Origin of the sequence: Novacetimonas hansenii JCM 7643 (assembly GCF_000964405.1) — a bacterium.
Taxonomy (GTDB): domain Bacteria; phylum Pseudomonadota; class Alphaproteobacteria; order Acetobacterales; family Acetobacteraceae; genus Novacetimonas; species Novacetimonas hansenii.
This window is the reverse complement of the sequence record NZ_BANE01000076.1, coordinates 1-2,115: the sequence shown is the minus strand read 5'-3', so window position 1 is coordinate 2,115 and position 2,115 is coordinate 1. Positions and strand designations below refer to the sequence as shown.

Below are 2,115 nucleotides of genomic sequence, written 5' to 3'. Positions count from 1 at the left end.
CGTTCGTAAAAGGTGTGTTTCCAACAGCGAGCATTCCCCTTCCCCCCCCCCCCATAGTAAACATTTTTCTGCCGGGAATAGGGCGGACGGTTTCGGTGTAGCTTTCAGAGTCAGAGGGCTGCGTAGATTTTCGTGACGGGTTGAGAGGGTGGGAGAGAGTTGCCTGTCCGCCCGTCATGGAGTTTTCGCCATGGTGACCACTATTCCCAAAATCAGCCTGAGTTCGTCCCGTGACATCCCCTTCAACCGGCTAGTGCTGTCCCAGTCCAACGTGCGGCGTGTGAAGTCCGGCCTGTCGATTGAGGAACTGGCCCGCGACATCGAACGCCGCGGGCTGCTGCAGAGCCTGAATGTCCGTCCCGTCCTTGACGGCGAAGGGGCCGAGACCGGTACCTATGAAGTGCCTGCTGGCGGACGACGCTTTCGGGCGCTTGAACTGCTGGTGAAGCAGAAGAGGCTGGCGAAGACGGCGCCCGTGCCATGCGTCGTGCGCGAGGTTGGGTCGGCCATTCTCGCCGAGGATGATTCCCTGGCCGAGAACGTCCAGCGTCTGGCCTTGCATCCGCTGGACCAGTTCCGCGCCTTCCGTGACATGCTGGAGAAGGGCATGTCCGAGGAGGAAATCGCCGCAGCGTTCTTCGTCGCACCGGCCGTGGTCAAACAGCGCCTGCGGCTGATGACGGTCTCCGACAAACTGCTCGATATCTACGAGCAGGACCGAATGCGCCTGGAACAGCTGATGGCCTTTTCCATCAGCGATGATCATGCCCGCCAGGAACAGGTCTGGGACATCGTATCCCAGAGCCATAACAGTGAACCCTATGTCATCCGCCGCATGCTGACAGAAAAGACCGTGCGGGCCTCGGATCGTCGCGTACGCTTTGTCGGACTGGACGCCTATCTCGCGGCCGGTGGTCCTATCATGCGCGACCTGTTCGAAGCCGATGATGGTGGCTGGCTTCAGGATCCGGCTATTCTGGATCGGCTGGTCATGGAAAAACTGCATGCAGCCGCAGAGGATATCCGCGCCGAGGGCTGGAAATGGGTCGAGACGGCCCTGTCTTTCCCATGGGGCCACACACGGCAATTCGCGGAAATCGACGGCACGGAAGTACCGCTGACCGATGAAGAGACAGCCCGTCTCGAAGCCCTGCATACCGAGCAGGAAACCATCGAGGCGGAATACGCCCGGGCCGACGAATACCCCGATGAGGTGGATGCAAGACTGGGTGAGATCGAGCAGGCCATTCTTGCCCTGGAAGAACGGCCTCTGGCGTTCGATCCCGCTGACATGGCGCGGGCGGGGGCCTTCGTCAGCCTCGACAGTGATGGCACATTGCAGGTGGAGCGAGGCTTCGTGCTACCCGAGGACATGCCAGCCGAGCCCGAAGAGACCGGTAATGCCGATGGTTCGGATGAATACGATCACCCCGCATATGATGGGCGGGATGAACGTATTGCTGGTTATGGTGGCGATGCGAGCGGAGAGGGCGACGGTATCGCTCCCGCCGTCGAGCCTGAGGAGGAAGACGGGATCAAACCACTGCCTGACCGGCTTCTCACCGAACTGACGGCCTGGCGCACGCTGGCCCTGCGGGACGCGTTTGCCAGCAACCCGCACATTGCCCTGACCGAACTGCTGCATACGCTGGTGCGTGATGTGTACTGGCAGACACCGGGGACCGACTGCCTGGAAGCCTATGTCCGGGAAATCTCCCTGCCGGTCCATTCGCCCGACATGCCGGGCAGCCTTCCAGCCCATGCGCTGCGCCAGCGCAACGAGGGCTGGAAGCACGACCTGCCCGATGACGAGGATGCGCTGTGGCGCTGGATCGACGGGCTGGATGACGCCAGTCGCATGGCGCTGCTGGCCCATTGCCTGTCCTTCGGCATCAACGCGCTTTACGAGCGCATGCCCGCCTATGGCGCGGTGTCCCAGCGCAGCGTCACGGAGCGCCTCAAGCGGGCCGATCGACTGGCGTCGGCCCTTAGCCTCGATATGGTCGAGGCGGGCTGGCAGCCCACGGTCGAGAATTATCTCGGCCGGGTGACCAAGGCGCGCATCCTGCTACGCCTCGATCGGCTGGCCGCAACGGCGTTCCAGAACTTTCTTCC

At 62.2% G+C, this 2,115-nt stretch carries 1 protein-coding gene; it reads left to right on the top strand.

Annotated features, from left to right (window positions below; translation table 11 throughout):
* Nucleotides 1–190: 190 nt before the first annotated feature.
* Nucleotides 191–2,115 (top strand): ParB/RepB/Spo0J family partition protein (locus B7G66_RS06075; RefSeq protein WP_048858924.1); only part of this gene is annotated, 1,925 nt, incomplete at its 3' end.